Source organism: Erythrobacter sp. RANMB8 (assembly GCF_056848235.1).
In genome coordinates this window covers 94,851-113,263 of record NZ_JBREHG010000005.1, presented here as the reverse complement: position 1 = coordinate 113,263, position 18,413 = coordinate 94,851, and the positions used below count along the sequence as shown (strand labels likewise).

At 66.6% G+C, this 18,413-nt stretch carries 17 protein-coding genes; 8 read left to right on the top strand and 9 right to left on the bottom strand.

The genetic code is table 11. From position 1 onward, the window contains the following. The first annotated feature begins 178 nt into the window (after positions 1 to 178). Positions 179 to 877, top strand: coding sequence for a YiaD family glycine zipper/OmpA-like lipoprotein (locus ACU0AG_RS09185; RefSeq protein ID WP_482781974.1), 699 nt, complete (start codon positions 179 to 181; stop codon positions 875 to 877). 174 nt (positions 878 to 1,051) lie between these two features. Here the strand turns inward: ACU0AG_RS09185 and ACU0AG_RS09180 are convergent, their stop codons facing one another. Further along, positions 1,052 to 1,828, bottom strand: a complete 777-nt coding sequence (locus tag ACU0AG_RS09180) for a 3'(2'),5'-bisphosphate nucleotidase CysQ (RefSeq protein WP_482781973.1) — start codon at positions 1,826 to 1,828, stop codon at positions 1,052 to 1,054. A gap of 115 nt (positions 1,829 to 1,943) precedes the next feature. Here ACU0AG_RS09180 and sucC point away from each other — a divergent pair, with 115 nt between their 5' ends. Next, positions 1,944 to 3,143, top strand: coding sequence for an ADP-forming succinate--CoA ligase subunit beta (gene sucC / locus ACU0AG_RS09175; RefSeq protein ID WP_482781972.1), 1,200 nt, complete (start codon positions 1,944 to 1,946; stop codon positions 3,141 to 3,143). A 66-nt stretch (positions 3,144 to 3,209) separates the two neighbouring features. Here the strand turns inward: sucC and ACU0AG_RS09170 are convergent, their stop codons facing one another. Further along, complete coding sequence (locus ACU0AG_RS09170) at positions 3,210 to 3,719, bottom strand: DUF6265 family protein (RefSeq protein WP_482781971.1); 510 nt, start codon at positions 3,717 to 3,719, stop codon at positions 3,210 to 3,212. Positions 3,720 to 3,938: 219 nt separating this feature from the next. Between ACU0AG_RS09170 and ACU0AG_RS09165 the strand changes: the two genes are divergently transcribed. From ACU0AG_RS09165 to ACU0AG_RS09150, 4 genes are all read left to right on the top strand, one after another. Further along, positions 3,939 to 4,685 (top strand): electron transfer flavoprotein subunit beta/FixA family protein, encoded by a 747-nt coding sequence (locus ACU0AG_RS09165; protein WP_482781970.1) that lies wholly within the window; start codon positions 3,939 to 3,941, stop codon positions 4,683 to 4,685. A gap of 111 nt (positions 4,686 to 4,796) precedes the next feature. Continuing rightward, a complete protein-coding gene (locus tag ACU0AG_RS09160) occupies positions 4,797 to 5,726 on the top strand; it encodes an electron transfer flavoprotein subunit alpha/FixB family protein (protein ID WP_482781969.1) in 930 nt (309 codons plus the stop codon). 72 nt (positions 5,727 to 5,798) lie between these two features. Continuing rightward, the gene (locus ACU0AG_RS09155; protein WP_482781968.1) at positions 5,799 to 6,734 is read left to right on the top strand and encodes an energy transducer TonB; all 936 of its coding nucleotides are present in this window, start codon (positions 5,799 to 5,801) and stop codon (positions 6,732 to 6,734) included. Positions 6,735 to 6,766: 32 nt separating this feature from the next. Continuing rightward, complete coding sequence (locus tag ACU0AG_RS09150; RefSeq protein WP_482781967.1) at positions 6,767 to 7,645, top strand: TonB family protein; 879 nt, start codon at positions 6,767 to 6,769, stop codon at positions 7,643 to 7,645. A gap of 10 nt (positions 7,646 to 7,655) precedes the next feature. Here ACU0AG_RS09150 and ACU0AG_RS09145 read toward each other — a convergent pair whose 3' ends face one another. From ACU0AG_RS09145 to ACU0AG_RS09120, 6 genes are all read right to left on the bottom strand, one after another. After that, positions 7,656 to 8,957 (bottom strand): DUF445 domain-containing protein, encoded by a 1,302-nt coding sequence (locus ACU0AG_RS09145; RefSeq protein ID WP_482781966.1) that lies wholly within the window; start codon positions 8,955 to 8,957, stop codon positions 7,656 to 7,658. A gap of 47 nt (positions 8,958 to 9,004) precedes the next feature. Then, entirely contained in the window at positions 9,005 to 12,859 is a 3,855-nt protein-coding gene (locus tag ACU0AG_RS09140; protein ID WP_482781965.1) for an efflux RND transporter permease subunit, read from the bottom strand. A 62-nt stretch (positions 12,860 to 12,921) separates the two neighbouring features. Beyond that, positions 12,922 to 14,112 carry an efflux RND transporter periplasmic adaptor subunit gene (locus ACU0AG_RS09135; RefSeq protein ID WP_482781964.1) on the bottom strand — a complete coding sequence of 397 codons (1,191 nt, stop codon included), beginning with the start codon at positions 14,110 to 14,112 and terminating at the stop codon, positions 12,922 to 12,924. A gap of 197 nt (positions 14,113 to 14,309) precedes the next feature. Then, positions 14,310 to 14,576, bottom strand: a complete 267-nt coding sequence (locus ACU0AG_RS09130) for a GlsB/YeaQ/YmgE family stress response membrane protein (RefSeq protein ID WP_482781963.1) — start codon at positions 14,574 to 14,576, stop codon at positions 14,310 to 14,312. A 157-nt stretch (positions 14,577 to 14,733) separates the two neighbouring features. Next, positions 14,734 to 15,033 (bottom strand): CtrA inhibitor SciP, encoded by a 300-nt coding sequence (gene sciP / locus ACU0AG_RS09125; RefSeq protein WP_101791478.1) that lies wholly within the window; start codon positions 15,031 to 15,033, stop codon positions 14,734 to 14,736. Then, entirely contained in the window at positions 15,030 to 15,461 is a 432-nt protein-coding gene (locus ACU0AG_RS09120; protein ID WP_482781962.1) for a hypothetical protein, read from the bottom strand. The genes sciP and ACU0AG_RS09120 overlap by 4 nt, the downstream gene beginning before the upstream one ends. Before the next feature lie 147 nt (positions 15,462 to 15,608). Between ACU0AG_RS09120 and mnmA the strand changes: the two genes are divergently transcribed. Next, entirely contained in the window at positions 15,609 to 16,778 is a 1,170-nt protein-coding gene (mnmA, locus tag ACU0AG_RS09115) for a tRNA 2-thiouridine(34) synthase MnmA (RefSeq protein WP_482781961.1), read from the top strand. A gap of 93 nt (positions 16,779 to 16,871) precedes the next feature. Here the strand turns inward: mnmA and ACU0AG_RS09110 are convergent, their stop codons facing one another. Then, complete coding sequence (locus ACU0AG_RS09110) at positions 16,872 to 17,225, bottom strand: hypothetical protein (protein ID WP_482781960.1); 354 nt, start codon at positions 17,223 to 17,225, stop codon at positions 16,872 to 16,874. A 35-nt stretch (positions 17,226 to 17,260) separates the two neighbouring features. Between ACU0AG_RS09110 and ACU0AG_RS09105 the strand changes: the two genes are divergently transcribed. Then, positions 17,261 to 18,406 (top strand): serine hydrolase domain-containing protein, encoded by a 1,146-nt coding sequence (locus tag ACU0AG_RS09105; RefSeq protein WP_482781959.1) that lies wholly within the window; start codon positions 17,261 to 17,263, stop codon positions 18,404 to 18,406. Positions 18,407 to 18,413 lie beyond the last annotated feature (7 nt).

Sequence of the window (18,413 nt, the reverse complement as noted above, 5' to 3'; positions counted from 1 at the left end):
CTTGCCATCTGTGCAATCGTAGGGCGCACAAAACGCCTGTCTGCCGGCAATTCGTGCGGTTTGTTCAACCAAGGTCAATGCGGGGCGGCGCAGGGGATGCCATCCCCGACAGGCCGCGGCCTTGTCGCCATCCGGGCGGCGTGGCATTGTCGGCACGAGAATTGAGGGAGGAATTCACATGACTTTTTCGCGTATCCTGATGTCCGGCACGGCGGCTCTCGCGCTGCTGGGCACCACCACCGCCTGCGTCACCGATCCCAACACCGGCGAAAAGAAGATTTCGCGCACCGCAATCGGCACCGGCCTCGGCGGCACGCTCGGCTATCTGCTGGGCGGGGCGATTGGCGGCGACACGGGCCGCATCATCGGCGCAGGCATCGGCGGTTCGGCCGGGGCGATCCTCGGCAAGCAGTATGACGACCAGATCAAGGAACTGAAGGAACAGACCGCCGGCAGCGGCGTCGATGTCGAGGAAGTGGGCGATCAGGACGCGATCCTCGTCCGCCTGCCCGATGGCGTCACCTTCGCCACCGGTTCGGCCGCGATCAATCCCGGCTTCCTCGACACGCTCAACAATGTCGCGGAAACGCTGATCCGCTATCCCAACAGCCTGATCGACGTTTACGGCTTCACCGACACCACCGGATCGCCCGCCACCAACCAGCGCCTGTCCGAACAGCGCGCACAGGCGGTGGCCGATTACCTTGCAGCGCGCGGTGTGGCCCGTGCCCGCATCGCGACGCAGGGCTTTGGCGAGCAGTATGATTACCTGCGCGTCAAGACCGGCGACAATGTCAACGAACCGCTCAACCGCCGGGTCGAAATCAAGATCATCCCGGTCAGCCAGGAAGATGTTTCCGCCGCGCGTTCGCAATGATTGAAGCGGGGTTGCCTCCGCAGCCCCGCTTCCTCGCTCCCTCTGGTCACTGCGGGCGGCCGTGCAGGTGTGCTTCGCACGTCTGCGCCTTCGGCTTCGACTCCGGCCTTGCGGGCCGCCCGGGTGGGTGGCCCGTTTTCGTTCTGACACATTGAAGTTGGGATCAGTGGTGCTTTACCGCAGCGCCGCAGCCCGCGCCGCCAGCCGCTCCACCGCCGCCGCGTGGATCGCGGGCGAGCACACCAGCACGCCGAAATCCCGCGGGTCGTGCTTGTTATAGGCGAGCGGGTTGCCGAATGCGTCGGTGACCTCGGCCCCCGCCTCGCGTGCGATCAGGGTGGCGGCGGCGATATCCCACTCGTAACCCCAGCGCAGCGTCGCCACCAGATCGGCGCGGTCATCGGCGACCATCGCGATGCGCAGCGCGATCGAATTGGGCTGTTCGACCGCGACCAGATCGCTGTCGTCCCTCATCAGCGTGTGGGTCGGCACGCGGGCTCCGGCAAATTGGGTGCGCTGGCTGGCCCGGATCGGCACGCCGTTGAGCGTCGCGCCCTGCCCTGCGACCGCCACCCATTCCTCGCGGCGGGCGGGTGCCGCCAGCATCCCGATCAGCGGCCTGCCCGAACTCACCAGCGCGACCGACACCGCCCAGCCCGGCCTTCCGGCGACGAAATCGCGGGTGCCGTCAATCGGATCGACCAGCCATATGAGCCCGCTGGCGGTGCGCCCCTTGTCGTCCGCCGTTTCCTCGGAAAGCCAGGCGGCAGAGGGAAGCAACCGGCCCAGCTCGCGCTTGAGGAAGCGGTCGACCTCCAGATCGGCCTCGCTCACCGGGCTGCCCGGCGTCTTGTCCCAGCTGTGCAAGGCATGGCCCGCCCCCGGCCAGCGGGAAAGAGCGATCCTGCCCGCCTCGCGGACGATGGCCAGAAGGTGCGACCTGTCAATCATGAGAGCCTGCGGTGTTGCCCCTGCACTGGGCACTTTTCAAGAGGGACGATCCGTGCTTAGGCCCCGCGTGGACGAACCTCTCCCCAGAGACACGCATTGAAGGGATCGATACGCAATGAACGTTCACGAATATCAGGCCAAGGAACTGCTCGCCAAGCACGGGATCGCGGTGCCCGCCGGTCACGCCGCGCTGAGCGTCGAGGAAGCGGTGGAAGCCGCCAAGAAGCTGCCCGGGCCGCTTTATGTCGTGAAGGCGCAGATCCACGCAGGCGGACGCGGCAAGGGCAAATTCAAGGAACTCGGCCCCGACGCCAAGGGCGGCGTGCGCCTCGCCAAGAGCCTCGATGAAGTGCGCGCCCACGCCGAGGAAATGCTCGGCAACACGCTGGTCACGATCCAGACGGGCGAAGCGGGCAAGCAGGTGAACCGCCTCTACATCACCGACGGCGTGGACATCGCCAAGGAATACTACCTCTCGCTGCTGGTCGACCGCGCGACGGGCCGCGTCGCCTTCGTGGTTTCGACCGAGGGCGGGATGGACATCGAAACCGTGGCGCATGACACGCCCGAACTGATCACCACCTTCACTGTCGATCCGGCACAGGGCTTCCAGCCGCACCACGGCCGTGCCGTGGCCTTCGCGCTGAAGCTGCAGGGCGATCTCAACAAGCAGGCGCAGAAGCTGGCGAAGCAGCTTTACGACGCCTTCCTCGCCACCGATTGCGAGATGCTCGAAATCAACCCGCTGGTCGAAAGCGAAGACGGCAAGCTGCTGGTGCTCGATGCCAAGATGAGCTTCGACGGCAACGCCCTCTACCGCCACCCCGACATCGAAGCCCTGCGCGACGAGACCGAGGAAGACCCGGCGGAAGTCGAAGCCAGCGAATACGACCTCGCCTACATCAAGCTTGATGGCAACATCGGCTGCATGGTGAACGGCGCGGGCCTCGCGATGGCGACGATGGACATCATCAAGCTCAACGGCGCCTTCCCGGCGAACTTCCTCGACGTGGGCGGCGGCGCCACCACCGAGAAGGTGACGGCGGCCTTCAAGATCATCCTCAAGGATCCGGCGGTCGAGGGCATCCTCGTCAACATCTTCGGCGGGATCATGAAGTGCGACGTGATCGCCAACGGGATCGTGCAGGCGGCCAAGGACGTGAACCTCCAGGTTCCGCTGGTCGTGCGTCTCGAAGGCACCAACGTGGCCGAAGGCAAGGCGATCCTCGCCAATTCGGGCCTTGCGATCGTGCCCGCCGACAACCTCGGCGATGCCGCGCAGAAGATCGTCGCGGAAGTGAAGAAGGCGGCGTAAGCCTTCGCCGCGCAAAGGTATTGAAAACCCCCGCCGGTTCGCGCCGGCGGGGGTTTTTGTTTGGCGTCAGCGCAATCGCCGGAAGCGGAACACCAGTTCCTGCGGTTCGTGCGCGTCGCTCTTCATGCGCACCGCCACCACCATCCCGCCTGCGCCGTCACAGCGATAGGTCAACGCGCTGAAATAGAGCGCGCAGGGCTGCGCCGCGATCAGGCGGAAGGTGACCATCCCGTCCTTCTCTTCCCAGCCGGTCAGGTCGGGGTTGAAGTGCTTGAGCTTCACCACCAGACTGCCGTCCTGCTCCATCAGATACATGTGCTCGGTGAACATGATCCCGCCCGTGGCAGTTTCCTGCACGAAGGTGCCCACCATGGTGTCGCCCGAGGCGGCCAGCCAGCTTTCGTGCGCCTCGGCCCCGCCGATCCCCGCGCCGGTCCACGTGCCGGTCATCCAGTCGGCCGCCGCGATCGTGGCTGGCGGCGAGGCCTGACCCTCGCTCGCCACCCGCGTCTCCTGCGCGGCCAGCGGCGCTGCCGCCGCCAGAGCCGCCGCTGCCACCCATGCCTTTATCGCCATTGCTGCATCCCTCCCCGCTTGCCGACGTAGCTTCGACACGCCCCCCGGTAAAGCACTGGCGAATTGAAGGCTTGACCTTGCCCCGGTGCAACGCGAGGGGGGCCACATGTTCGGTAATCAGCGCAAGCCACCCGCTTGACGTTTACGTAAACGCAAGCTAGGCGGGCGGCCAAGGGCGCGACAGCGTCACGTGATTCTTTGAGAGGAAGGACGAACCCCATGAAGATCCTCGTCCCCGTCAAGCGGGTGATCGATTACAACGTCAAGCCGCGGGTCAAGGCCGATGGCACGGGCGTTGACCTTGCCAACGTCAAGATGAGCATGAACCCGTTCGACGAGATCGCGGTCGAGGAAGCCATCCGCCTCAAGGAAAAGGGCGCGGCGACCGAGATCGTGGCGGTTTCCGTCGGCCCGGCCAAGGCGCAGGAAACCCTGCGCACCGCCCTCGCCATGGGTGCCGACCGCGCGATCCTCGTCGAGACCGAAGAAGAGGTCGAGCCGCTGGCGGTCGCCAAGATCCTGAAGGCCATTGCTGACGAAGAGCAGCCCGGCCTCGTCATCCTCGGCAAGCAGTCGATTTCGGACGATTCGAACCAGACCGGGCAGATGCTCGCCGCGCTGATGGGCCGTCCGCAGGGGACTTTCGCCAACACCGTCGAAGTCGACGGCGACTCCGTCGTCGTGAAGCGCGAAGTCGATGGCGGCCTTCAGACCGTGAAGCTCAGCCTTCCCGCGATCGTCACCACCGACCTGCGCCTCAACGAGCCGCGCTATGCTTCGCTGCCCAACATCATGAAGGCCAAGCAGAAGCCGCTCGCGACCAAGACCGCTGCCGATTACGGCGTCGACCTGACCCCGCGCCTCAAGACCCTCAAGGTCGCCGAGCCGCCGGTGCGTCAGGCAGGTGAAAAGGTCGCCGACGTCGCCGCGCTGGTCGAGAAGGTCAAGGCGCTCGGCATCGCGTAAGCCACTGGTTTTTCCCGGGTGCCGTTCGTGTCGAGCGAAGTCGAGACACACCGCACCGGCCTCTCGACTACGCTCGAGGCGAACGGGACAGGGATTTGAAAGGACTATCAGATGAAGACTCTGGTTCTCGTCGAACATGACAACACCAAGGTGAACGACGCGACGCTCGCGGTGGTCACTGCTGCGGGCAAGCTGGGTGAAGTGCACCTGCTGGTCGCCGGTCACAATTGCGGCGGTGTCGCCGAAGCGGCGGCGAAGATCGCGGGCGTGGCCAAGGTCCACGTCGCGGATGACGCCGCCTACGCCAACGGCCTTGCCGAAAACGTCGCGCCACTCGCGGCCAGCCTGATGGCCGATCACGACGCCTTCCTCGCGCCCGCCACCACCAGCGGCAAGAACATCGCCCCGCGTGTCGCTGCGCATCTCGATGTGATGCAGGTTTCGGAAATCCTGTCGGTCGAAGGCCCCAAGACCTTCACCCGCCCGATCTATGCCGGCAACGCCATCGCCACGGTCGAATCGACCGATGCCAAGTTGGTGATCACCGTGCGCGGCACCGCCTTCGAAAAGGCGGCGACCGAAGGTGGTTCGGCTGCGGTCGAAGCTGTCAGCGGTGCGGGCGATGCCGGCACCTCCAGCTTCGTCAGCTCGGAAATCGCCAAGAGCGAGCGTCCGGAACTGACCAGCGCCAAGATCATCGTTTCGGGTGGCCGCGCGCTGAAGGATGCAGAAACCTTCGAAGCGACCATCACGCCGCTCGCCGACAAGCTCGGCGCGGCCATCGGCGCGAGCCGTGCGGCGGTCGACGCGGGCTATGTCCCCAACGACTATCAGGTCGGCCAGACCGGCAAGATCGTCGCGCCGGAAGTCTACTTCGCCATCGGCATTTCGGGCGCGATCCAGCACCTTGCCGGGATGAAGGACTCGAAGGTCATCATCGCCATCAACAAGGACGAGGATGCCCCGATCTTCCAGGTCGCGGATATCGGCCTCGTCGCCGATCTCTACACCGCCGTTCCGGAGCTGACCGGCGCGCTGTGAAGCGCTGACCACGCAAGGACTTGAGATTGCAAAGAACCTCCGGCAAGCTGCGCGCTTGTCGGGGGTTTTTTGATGTTCGCACGACCATTTCTTGTCATCGCAGGCGCCGCCGCGCTGGTCGCAGGGGTCACCCCTGCATCGGCCGCGCCGATCCGGCTCAAGCCTTCCTCCGACTGGAAGCTGCTCCAATATGACGACAAGTGCCGCATGACGCGCACTTTCGGCGAGGGCGAGAATGAAACCACGCTGTGGCTCGACAAGGGCGGGCCGGGGCCGGGGATGAACATCACCGTGATCGGGCGTCCGGTGCGCAGCCCCTATGGTGCCTATGTGCGCGTAGGCTTTGCGCCGGGGGAGCCGGTGGACCGCAATTTCATCACCGCCACATCGAGCAAGGGGCGGCCCGTGCTCGGCCTGTTCGGGGTGCAGCCGGTGTCGCAGGCGGCCGAACAGCCGGAAGGCGAGGCTCCGGCGACGGTGCAGGGCGAGGAAAGCGTCGATTTTGCCGAGGCGTCGGTCGCCGAATTCGCGTCGATCGAAACGCTCAAGAAACGCTACGCCGCGATCACCGCGCTGGAATTGTCGGGCGCACTGATCGATCCACTGACGCTGGAGCTGGACGGGGTGTTCCCGATGGCGGACAGGCTGTTCGTCTGCACCACCGAACTCAGCAAGCAGCTGGCGCGCAAACCTCTGGTCGAAGGCGGCGCAGCCAAGGGCGTCACCACGGTCGATGCGGCCAGCTGGGCGGCGAAGATCCAGGAAAACTACCCCGCCCACCTGCTGCGCGCCGAACAGCAGGGCACGGTCGCGGTGCGGCTGACGGTCAACAAGGAAGGCCGCGCCTCGTTCTGCGAGGTGACCGGCTATAGCGGCCCTGCGTCCTTCAACGAGACCGCCTGCCTGCAATTGCTGCGCCATGCGCGGTTCGATCCGGCGCGCGACGCCAGCGGCGCGCCGGTCGCGGCGTTCTATTCGACCCGCATCACCTACAAGCTGAACAACTAACCCGCCATCCGGCCCTGCCCCGAGGAATTCCCATGCGCCGCACCATTCTCGCCCTTGCCGCCCTTTCCATCACACTCGCCGCTCCTGTGCAGGGGGCGGAGCCGGTGGTGCTGAAGCCCAGCAGCCCGTGGAACGTCGATTTCGCCGAGGACAAGTGCCGCCTCAACCGCCTGTTCGGCGAGGGGGAGGATCAGCACTTCCTCTCGTTCCAGCAATACTGGCCCGCGCGCGAGGCGGGGTTGACCGTGGCGGGGCCGGCCTTCCGCAAGTTCCGCAGCCTCGAACGGACCGGGGTGCGGTTCTTCGCCGGGCAGGAGCCGGTGGAAAGAACGCCCTTCGCCGGCACGGTCGAAGGCTTCGGCACGGGCGTAATCTTCCCCACCATCCGGCCCGACGAGACGCAGGCGGAGGGCGAGGAGGGCGACGCACGGGCCCCTGCCGGGATGCCGCAGATGGACCCGGCGTTCGGGCAGAAGGTCGAATTTCTCGAACTGAAGCAAGGCGGGCGCGTGGTGCGGCTGGAAACCGGTGCGCTGAAGAGCGCCTTTACCGTGCTGAACCAGTGCTCGCTCGATCTGCTGCGCGAATGGGGGCTCGATCCCGAACGCCACGCTTCGGCGATCAGCCGTCCGCGCTGGACCAATCAGGCCGGTCTGGTGAAGCGGATCATGGAGAATTACCCGCGCGAGGCGTGGAGCGAAGGCGAACAGGGGGTCATGCGGATGCGCGTGATCGTGAGTGCGGAAGGCACGGTGGAAAGCTGCACGATGCTCAAGGCCACCGAAACCGATCTGCTGGAATCGCCGGCCTGCAAGGTGATGAAGAACGCTCTGTTCGAACCGGCGCGGGACGCCGCGGGCCAGCCGTTCCGGTCGTTCTACGCCACTTCGATCACCTATCGCGGCGGCTAGGGTGTGCGCGTCACAGCACCGTTGTGATGAAGTGCAGCGTCATCCCCACCAGCCCGCCCACCAGCGTGCCGTTGATGCGGATGAACTGGAGGTCGCGGCCCACCGCACCTTCCACGCGGTCGGTGATGGTCTGCGCGTCCCAGCGGCGCACCGTCTCTGACACCAGCCGCACGATCTGGTCGCCATAGCGGGTGGCGACGCCGACCATGGTGCGGCGGGCGAAGCGGTTGATCTGAAGCTGCAAGCGTTCGTCCTGCTGGAGCGCCTGCCCCAGTTCCGACAGCATGTTGCGCATTTCCTCGCCCATCCCGCTTTCGGGGTCGCGGGCGCGGCGGATCAGCGACTGGCGGATGCGTTCCCACACCCCTGTCCACCATACCGCCACCGCGGGGTTGGCGATCAGATCGCGCTTCATCTCCTCCACTCTGGCGCGGGTTTCGGGATCGTGCTGCAAATCCTGCCCGAGCTTGGCGAGCCCTTCCTCGACCTTGCCGCGCAAGGGGTGATCGGGGTTCACCAGCACCTCGGCCAGCAGCTTGTAGAGCCCGTCGAGCACGCTGGAGGAGATCGTCTTGTCCAGCCCGGTCCAGCGCAGCACGCCGGCCACGCGCTGGTGGATGATGTCGCGCAGGGTTTCCTCGTTGTCCTCGATGGTGAGGCCCGCCCAGCGCACGAACCCGTCAATCAGCGGCTGGTGGCGCTTGTCGGCCATGGTGGTCTCGATCATCCGGCCCGCGAGCGGCGCGAGGTCGAGCTTGGCGATCTGGCCCGCCAGCCCGGCGCGCACCTGATTGCCGAGCCGGTCGGGATCGAGCGATTCGAGCACCTCGGCGAGCAGCTCTGCCGCGCCGGAGGTGATACGCGAGCGTTCATCCACGCCTTCGCCGTTCGGGCCGCGCTCAGGCGAAGCGGCGAGAAACTCGCCCGCCGCCTTGGCAATGTTCATCCCCGCCATGCGCCGTGCGACCACCGCCGGCGTGAGGAAGTTCTCGCGCAGGAAGGCCGCCATGGTGTCGGCGATGCGGTCCTTGTTTTCGGGGATGATCGCGGTGTGCGGGATCGGCAGGCCGAGCGGGTGGCGGAACAGCGCGGTCACCGCGAACCAGTCTGCGAGGCCGCCCACCATCGCCGCTTCGGCAAAGGCGTTGACATAGCCCCACGCCGGGTGCGCGGCGACCAGCCCGTGGGTGGCGATGAACACCACCGCCATGGCGGCCAGCATGCCGGTGGCCGTCCAGCGCATCCGCCGCGCGCGATCAGCCGTCAGCGGCTGTCCGTGGAACGTCAGAGGCCTCAGGGATCGGGTCACCATGCGCCTGCCTTAGCGCGGTTCGGGCGCGGTCGTCACGCCCTTACCTGTCACTCGGCCGGTTCGCCCGCCGGGGGCAGGCGCCGCGCCGGGGTGGGCTTGGCCCCGCCGGGCAGGCCGGGGAAGGGCAGATCGGGTTCACCCTCGCCATGCGGGCGCGTGTCGTCTCCGGGCTTGTAGGTCAGCAGGCGCGAACGCAGCCACGGGCCTGCGCGCTTTTCGAACCCGTCGGCGAGGCTGAAGCCCGCGGGCACGATCAGCAGGGTCAGCAGGGTCGAAAGCACCAGCCCGCCGATCACCACGATCCCCATCGGCTGGCGCCATGCCCCGTCGCCGGTCAGCGACAGCGCCACCGGCACCATCCCCGCGGTCATCGCCACGGTGGTCATCACGATCGGCTGGGCGCGCTTGTGCCCGGCATCCATGATCGCCTCCAGCTTGGGCACGCCCTTGTTCATTTCCTCGATCGCGAAGTCGATCAGCAGGATCGAGTTCTTCGACACGATACCGAGCAGCAACAGAATGCCGATATAGACCGGCATCGATTGCGCCTGCCCGAACAGCCAGATCAGCAGCACCCCGCCCAGCGGCGCCAGCGCCAGCGAGGTCATGTTGACCAGCGGGCTCATGAGGCGCTTGTAGAGCAGCACCAGCACCGCGAACACCAGCAGCACGCCCGAGATGATCGCGATGATCAGGTTCTGGATCAGCTCCGCCTGCCAGGCATCCTCGCCCACCACGTCGCGGATCACGCCGGTCGGCAGTTCCTGCAGCACCGGCAGGGCATCGATCTGGGCCTGCGCCTCGCCCTTGAGCACGCCTGCGGCAAGATCGGCCCCCACCAGCACGCGGCGGTTCTGGTTGTAGCGCTGGATCGCGGTCGGGCCGGAACCGAAGGTGATGTCGGCGACGCGGCTCAGCGGCACGGAGCCGCCGTTGGCGGTCGGCACGGGCAGGTTTTCGATGGTGCGGAAATCGGTGCGCGATTCCTGCGACAGGCGCACCACGATCGGGATCTGGCGATCCGACAGCGAGAAACGCGCCGCGTTCTGTTCGATCTCGCCCAGCGTGGCGATGCGGATCGTCTGCGACAGGGCGGCGGTGGTGACGCCCAGTTCGGCTGCGATCTTGTCACGCGGGGTGATGATGATTTCGGGCCGGTTGAGATCGGCACTGATCCGCGGCGCGACGAGGGTTTTCAGCCCCTTCATTTCCTCGACCAGCCGGGTCGCGGTCTGATCGAGCAGGACGGGATCGGACCCTGCCAGCATCACCGTCATGTCGCGGCCCGAACCGAAGCCGCCGCTCTGCGACTGGAACCGCACCCGTGCGTCGGGGAAGCGTGCCAGCTCGGGCGCCAGTTCGCGTTCGAACTCGATCGAGGTGCGCGCGCGGTCCTCGCGCAACTTGACGAAGATCGAGGAGGTTTCGCCCAGCCGGATGCGTTCGAGCAGGCGTTCGACTTCCGGCTCCTGCCGCAGGCGCTCGGCCACGCCGTTCACCACCCGCTTGGTTTCAGCGAGCGTGGTGCCCGGCACCATCTCGATTTCGACGCGGCTGTTCTCGTCATCGACCGTGGGCTGGAACTGCGGCGGAGTCTGCCCGAACAGCATGATCGTCATCAGGAACGAGAACCACCCCACCCCGAGCATCCACACGCGGTGATCGTAGAACCGCGCCGTCATCCAGTTGACCGCGAGCGGATTGCGGGCGACCTTGCGCACGCCCAGATAGCCGAGCGCGCCGGCGGCCACCGCGCCGCCCAGCGCCAGCACCGCCCCCAGCAGCTCCATGCCCGAAAGCGCGGCGAGATCGAACGCGCCGGCGGCGGCCGCGGCGTCCTGTCCGGCCTGCGCTTCGTCAGGGGTGCCGGTGATCGCGGCAAAAATGCCGCCGACAATCGCATTGCCTGCCAAAGCGGCGGCGAGCACACCGAGAATGCCGAGCGCGATGCTTCCGACCTTCGCCAGCGGATTATCCGACCGCAGCAGCGGTGAAATCCCCTCGATGCCCCTGAACACCAGCAGGCCCGACAGGAACGACAGGAACGAGGTGGTCAGCACGATCACGATTTCGAAGATCTTGGACACCACCATGTGCGCCATCGCATTGGTGTCGCTCGATACGGCGGTGGCGATCTGCTTGTGCACGTCCAGCCCGATCAGGCCCTTCCACGGCGGCGCGGCGCCTGCTCCGGCGGCGATCGCAGCCGAAACCGATCCGCTGAACAGTTCGAACAGGGTCAGCGCGGGCACCACCAGCAAGGCGATCACTGTCAGCAGCAGGCCAAAGACATAGGCCATGCGATTATGCGGCCCTTCCAGCCCGAAGCGCCGGGCGGCCATCTTGCCGGTGTCGAGCGTCCACGCCAGCACCTGCATATAGGCCTGCACCATCGGGCCTTCGCCATGTTCGGCATGGCCCTTGGCCTTGAGGAAATAGGCCGCCATCAGCGGCGTGATCATGCGCGCCACGGCAAGGCTCATCAGCACCGCGACCACCACGGTCAGGCCGAAGTTCTGGAAGAACTGGCCCGATACGCCCGGCATCAGGCCCACCGGCAGGAACACCGCGACGATGCAGAAACTGGTGGCGACCACCGGCAGGCCGATTTCGTCGGCGGCGTCGATCGATGCCTGATAGGCGGTCTTGCCCATGCGCATGTGGCGCACGATGTTCTCGATCTCCACGATCGCATCGTCGACCAGCACCCCTGCCACCAGCGCGAGGGCGAGGAGCGAGAGGAAGTTCAGGTTGAACCCCAGGTAATCCATGAAGAAGAAGGTCGGGATCGCCGACAGCGGGATCGCCACCGCGCTGATGAAGGTCGCCCGCCAGTCGCGCAGGAACAGGAACACCACGACCACCGCCAGCACCGCGCCTTCGACCAGCGCCCAGATCGAGGATTCATACTGCTGGCGGGTGTAGGTGGTGTTGGTCGACAGCTTGATGAACTTGACGCCTTCGTTCTCGGCCTCGATCTTGTCCATCTCGGCCAGTGCGGCGTCATAGACGGTAAGGTCGGATGCGCCGCGCGCGCGGCTCATGGCGAAGTTCACGACTTCCTGGCCGTTGACCTCGCTGATCGAGGTGCGTTCGGAATAGCCGTCGCGCACGGTGGCGACATCGGCCAGCCGCACGGTGCGTCCGCCGCCCAGCTGGATCTGCGTTTGCGACAGGGCATAGGCGGTGTCGGAATTGCCGAGCACGCGCAGCGACTGGCGGGTGCCGCCGATCTCCGCAAGCCCGCCCGCCGCATCGAGGTTGACCTGCCGCAGCACCGCGTTGATCTGCGAGGCGGTGACCCCCAGCGATTGCATCCGCGCCGGATCGAGGATCACCTCGATCTGCCGGTCGACCCCGCCGAAGCGGTTGACCTCGGCCATGCCTTCGATCTTCAGCAATCGCTTGGCGACGGTATCGTCGATGAACCAGCTGAGCTGCTCCACCGTCATGTCGTCGGCCTCGACCGCGATATAGCCGATCGGCTCGCCCACCACGTTGACCTTGCGCACCTGCGGTTCGAGGATACCGTCGGGCAAGGAGCCGCGCACGCCGTCGATCGCGGTTTCCACCTCGTTGACCGCTTCGATCAGATTGGTGCCGATCTCGAATTCGACGAAGGTGTTGGAACTGCCCTCGCGCGCGGTCGACTGGATCGAATTGACCCCCGCGATCGAACGCAGCGCGCTTTCCACGCGCTGGGTGATCTGGTTCTCGATCTCGGTCGGGGACGCGCCGGGCTGGGCGATGGTGACGCTGACTGCCGGAAACTCGACATCGGGATTGTCGGTCACGTCCATCCGCATGAAGCTCACGATCCCGGCGAACAGCAGGCCGGTGAAGAACACCAGCGGGATCACGGGATTGCGGATCGACCAGGCCGAGATGTCGCGAAGTGCCATGATATTCCTGCCTGTTCTGGCTCGTCCGTCAGTTACGGGCGCCGGGCGCCCGCAGATGGAGGTTACTTCTTGAGCGGCTGCGGGTTCACCGATTCGCCGGGATTGAGGAAGCCGCCAGCGCGCAGCACCACCTTTTCCGTGCCCGACAGGCCGGAGATGATGGCGATGCCGTTTTCGGTCACCGCGCCGGTTTTCACCGGACGGCGGATGGCCTTGTTGTCATCCCCCACGACATAGACGAAGCTGCCCTCGGCATCGGCCAGCACCGCGCTTTCGGGCAGCAGGATAGCGGTGAAGTTGCCGCTGGCGATGCGCGCCGTGGCAAAGCCGCCGGGGCGCAGTTCGCGGGCAAAGGGCAGCGCGATGCGCGCCGTGCCCTGCCGGGTCGCCTGATCGATCACCGGCGCAAGCTGCCAGATCTGGCCCGAAAAGCTCTGCTCCGATCCGGTCGGCGTGACGCTCGCCATGGTGCCGACCGACAGTTTGGCCAGCTGTTCTTCGGAAAGCTGGGCGAGCATTTCCATCTCGCCGCCGCTGGCAATGGTAAACAGCGCCGGGCTGCCCGCGCCGACGGTCTGGCCGGGTTCGACATTGCGGGCCAGCACGTAACCGCTGGCCGGAGCATAGATATTGAGCCGCTGATTGCGGGCGCGCTGTTCGGCGAGCTGCGCTTCGGCCACCCTGACGCGCGCAGCGGCAGCGTCGCGGGTCGCGGTCAGCCGGTCGACATCGGCCTTGGACACGAAGCCGCGGGCCACCAGTTGCAGCGCACGGTCGAGATTGGCCTGCGCCAGGTTGGCATCGGCGCGGGCCACCTCGATCTGGGCGGACTGCGCCTCGGCCTGCCGCACCTGCACCGAACGGTCGATCACCGCCAGCACCTGACCCTGCTGCACCCAGTCACCCGCATCCACGGTGACGCGCAGCACCTGACCGCCTTCGCCCACCACGCCGACCGGCATCGGCCGCCGCGCCGCCAGCGTGCCGGGGGCCTCGATCGTGCCGGCCACCGTCGTCTTGCCCGGAGTCACGACCGTGACCGAGGGCGCCTGCGAATTGTCGTCCCCCGCCGGAGCCGCGCCGCCGCCGGCAATCGCGAACCACAGCGCGATCGCCAGCAGCAACCCGAACAGGCCAAGCCCGCCGACGATCAGCCAGCGCGGAATCGCCGGAGCGGAAAGCCCACGCGCATCGGTGAATTCGGTGCTCACCCCGTCTGCCGCGTCAGCCCTGATCGTCGTTTCGTAATTCATCGCCATTTCCTTGCGCAGACCAGACCCCGACAGGGCCGCCTTGCGCCTCCGAGTGTATTACCCGCCTAAGTCACCATGTGCAACGCCTGATAGATTGTCGGGCGGGACGGGGCAATGCGCCCATCGACCGGTGACTTTAAGCCTAGACGAAGGGCACGCCGGAATGGTTCCCCGCAAGGGCGCGGCGACGGGCCGCGTCAGCGCACCTTGCCGCGCTGGATCAGGTTGAAAACCCCCAGCAGCACCACCGCGCCGAGCACCGCCACGAACAGGCCGGTGAGCGAGAACTGCTGCACGCTGCCGCTGATCCCCAGCATCGGCCCGGCGATCATGTTGCCGACGACCGATCCGACACAGCCCACCACGATGTTGAGGATGATGCCCATCGAGGCATCGCGCTTCATCATCACACTGGCAAGCCAGCCGGCAACGCCGCCGACGATCAGAGCGATAATCCAACCCATTATGCTTCTCCCGCAAGCACAGCCGCCGCGGACCATCCGCAGGGGCTTTCAGCCATGCAGGGTGCCCCGAAACGCCGCAAGCCCGCAACGGATTGCGGGCAGGGCGGGCCGTATTCGGGATAAGGCGAGGCGGGCCGCAGCCCGCCTTGTGCAAATGTCAGTACTTCAGCTGGCGTTCGTAAAGGTCGCGATAATGCTGGATTTTCGTCACGCGCAGGCCGTGCATCCCCGACCGGTCGACCGCGCGCTGCCACGAGGCGAACTCCTCCAGCGTCAGGCCGTAACGCGCCAGCGCCTCGTCGAGCGTGAGCAGCCCGCCGTTCACGGCAGCCACCACCTCGGCCTTGCGCCGCACCACCCAGCGCTTGGTCGCGGGAGAAGGCAGGTCGGCAAGGGTCAGCGGCTCCCCGAGGGGGCCGATTACCTGTGCGGGGCGGATATCCTGGTTCTCAATCATTGCATGTCTCTCGCATCGCCCCGGGCTGCGCCAGCGTTCTGGTCTGCTGCATCACCCGGACGGTTTGCTTCGTTGGATACGACCCTGCCATCGAAGACTTTAGATTGCCCTAAAGCATCAAGGTTAACGTCACGTTCGTCATCATCGATCAGCGCGAAATAGCTGGCGGCGGCATCGCCGAAGCTGGCGGCCACAGCCTCGATCGGGGCCTGCGCTTCGTTGCGCATCAGCAGCCGCAGATCGCGCGCGGCGTTGAGCCGGGCGGTCAGCTCGCTCCATTCGACCGCCCGCAGAGCCTCGCCTGCACGGCGCGCTGCCCTGTGATCCGCCCGCCCGTCGAATCGCTCTGCCCCCGCTGCCGGGCCGGCACGCAGACCGCCCGCCATGGCGCGGGACAGGGGTGAAACGGGACTCGCTTTCTCGAACATGACCACGGTTCATAGGGGCAGTGCGTCAAGATCGGGTAAAACTGCCATTTACCCGCGCTTAGGAATAGTGCTGGCCGGGCGGGCAACCGGAAGGCACGCTGGGCGCTGGCGAAATGCGTCGCGGATCGCTATAGGCAGCGCACTTCCATGACGACCCTTGCCCTCCCCAACGCCGGCCCGATCACCGGGCCCGATGCCGCCGCGCTGTTCGATCTGCCGCGCAGCCCCGCCGATTGCCGGATCGTCGTGGCGATGAGCGGCGGGGTCGATTCCTCGGTGGTGGCAGCCCTTGCCCATGCCAGCGGGGCAGAGGTGATCGGCATCACGCTCCAGCTTTATGATTACGGCGCGGCGACGGGACGCAAGGGCGCGTGCTGCGCGGGTGACGATATCCGCGATGCCCGCGCCGTGGCCGACCGGCTGGGAATCGCGCATTACGTCTTCGACCATGAAAGCGCCTTCCGCGAAGAGGTGGTCGAACAGTTTGCCGACGAATATCTCGCCGGGCGCACGCCGGTGCCCTGCATCCGCTGCAACATGGGGCCGAAATTCACCGACCTGTTCCGCATGGCGCGCGAGTTGGGGGCGGATTGCCTTGCCACGGGGCACTATGTCCGGCGGGTGATGACGGCAGACGGCCCGCAGCTTTACCGCGCCTTCGATCCGGCGCGGGACCAGTCCTACTTCCTCTATGGCACCACCGAAGCCCAGCTCGATTACCTGCGCTTTCCGCTGGGCGGGATGCCCAAGCCGCAGGTGCGCGAGCTGGCGGAAGCGGCGGGCCTCAGGAACGCGGCCAAGCCGGATTCGCAGGACATCTGCTTCGTGCCCGACGGGAACTACGCGAAGATCGTCACCAAGGTGCGGCCCGAAGGCGCGGCCCCCGGCAACATCGTCCACGCCGCCACCGGCGCGGTGCTGGGGACACACAAGGGCATCGTCCACTTCACTGTCGGCCAGCGAAAGGGTCTGGAGATCGGCGGCCAGCCCGAGCCGCTTTATGTGATCGGCCTCGACGCGCCGAGCCGCGAGGTGCGGGTCGGGCCGAAGCGGATGCTGGCCGTGAGCGCGGCGCACCTCACCGAAACCAACCGCATCGGGCCGCTGGGCGATGAACCGCTGACCGCCAAGGTGCGCAGTCTGGCGAGGCCTGTGCCGGTGACGCTCGAAGGGGCGCTGGGGCATGGCGCGCCGGTCACGATCCGCTTTGCCGAGCCCGAATTCGGCGTCGCGCCGGGGCAGGCGGCGGTGATCTATGCCGGCGACCGGGTGATCGGCGGCGGGTGGATCGATTCGACCGAAAAGGTGGCGGGTTAGGCCGGTTTAGACCCCGTCCAGGTCGCTCTAGACCCCTTTTAGGCCCTGTTCAGGCCCGTTCGGACCAATGTTTCACGTGAAACATTGGTGCCCTTACCCCTCCCACTTCTCCAGCACGCAGCCATAGCCTTCGCGGTAGGTCGCGGTGGCCTCGGCCACCAGCGGGAAGCGGGCGGTGACGCTTTTGGTCTCGGCATCCTCGACCAGCGTGACCGCCTCCATGCCGGCCAGCTTGTCCTTGGTGCAATCGTCCAGATCGCGCCCAGCGACAAAGCGGCACGAACACGCCACCCGCGCCGAATAGGCCGAAGCGATGCTGCCATAGCCGTTGATCGGCTCGCGGAAGGCCCACGCCGTCCCGCCCAGCGCCAGCGCGATGATCGCCAGCAGCCAAAGCCCGTAACGCGGACGGCCTGCGGCGGTTGCGGAGGGAGACGATTTCGCCATTGCCAAGCTCTTTTGCTTCGGGGATTGGGGGTGCGATGATCCGGTCGCCCCATGCCCATAACCGTGCTGCCCTGCTCGCGCCAGCCCTGCTGGTGCTGGCCGCTTGCGGCGCGGCGCCTCCCGCCGAAACACCGCTGGACGAAAGCGCCCTTGCCGCTGTCACCGACAAGGCCGGTGCCCCCAGGGACCAGCTCGCCCGCCAGATCGACGATCTGTTCACCATGGAAGGGCTGGGCGAAACCCGCGCCGTGGTGGTGATGGCAAACGGCGAACTCGCCGCCGAGCGTTATGGTCCGGGGTATGACAAGGACACGCGCTTTGTCAGCTGGTCGATGGCGAAGACGGTCACCGCGGTGCTGATCGGGATGCTGGTGGCCGATGGCAAGCTGGCGCTCGACGATCCGGCCCCGGTGCCGCTGTGGCAGCGCCCCGGCGATCCGCGGGCGGAAATCACGCTGCGGCACCTGCTCCAGATGCGCAGCGGGCTGCGCCACACCGAGGCGGGCGATCCGCCCTATGAATCCTCGGAAGTCAGGATGCTGTTCCTCGACGGGCGCGACAACATGGCGCGCTGGGCTGGCGAGCAGCCGCTGGAGGCCGAACCCGGCAAGATGTTCGAGTATTCGTCGAACACAACGGTGATCCTCGCCGACATCGCCGCCCGCGCCCTGACCACCAGCACAAAGCCCGATGTGCGGCGCAGGGCCGTGGCGGACTATCTGCAAGTCCGCCTGTTCGGCCCGCTCGGCATGACCAGCATGGTGCCCGAATTCGACGCGAGCGGCACCCTGATCGGCGGCAGTCTGATGCACGCCACCGCACGCGACTGGGCCAAATTCGGCGAGTTCCTGCGCCGCAACGGCCGCGCTCCGGGCGGCGAGCAACTGGTGCCGCAGCGCTGGGTCGAAGCGATGGTGAAGCCGTCTCCCGCCAGCCCGCATTACGGCTTCCAGACCTGGCTCAACCGCCCGATCCCCGGCGCCGAACCGGCCGAACACCCGCTATTCCCCGACCGCGCCCCGCAAAGCCTGTTCAGCCTGATCGGCCATATGGGGCAATATGTGCTGGTCTCGCCAAAGCAGCGCGTGACGCTGGTGCGGCTCGGCCACTCGGACAGCACACAGCGCCCGCCGATGTTGAGCCAAGCAGCGGATATTCTGGAATTGTATCCGGATTCTTGATGTTCCG